This is a genomic window from Streptomyces sp. NPDC058964, from assembly GCF_042741275.1.
Taxonomy (GTDB): Bacteria; Actinomycetota; Actinomycetes; order Streptomycetales; family Streptomycetaceae; genus Streptomyces.
In genome coordinates, this window is sequence record NZ_JBHYKH010000510.1 from 6,125 (window position 1) to 6,523 (window position 399).

A 399-nucleotide genomic window follows, 5' to 3' on the forward strand; every position below is an offset into this window, starting at 1 on the left:
GGGGGGGGGCGGGCGCGGCGCGCGCGGCCCCCCGCGCCCCCCGCCTCGCGCCCCGGCGGGCGCGCCCCCCGCCCGGGGGCCCCCCCCCGTCCACCGTCGGCCGGAACCGCTGGTGGGGCCGATCAGTGGGTCTCGGTGCCGGTGCCGTTGTCCGCGCCGGTCCCGGACTGGTCACCGGTGCCCGTGCCGCTGCCCACGCCCGACTGGTCGCCCGTACCGGACTGGTCGCCGGTGCCCGACTGGTCGCCCGTACCGGACTGGTCGCCGGTGCCCGACTGGTCGCCCGCGGTCGCGGACGGGTCGGCCGTGGCGCCGGACCCGTCGCCCCCCCCCCCCCCGGCGCCCCCCGCCAGCGGGTCGCCCGCCCCCCCGGGCGGGGGGGCGGTGGCGGCCGGGTCA

At 85.0% G+C, this 399-nt stretch carries 1 pseudogene; it reads right to left on the reverse strand.

Annotated elements, in window-relative coordinates:
• Positions 1 to 122: 122 nt before the first annotated feature.
• Positions 123 to 399, reverse strand: a pseudogene (locus ACFW2E_RS38685) (S1 family peptidase); the annotation flags it as partial.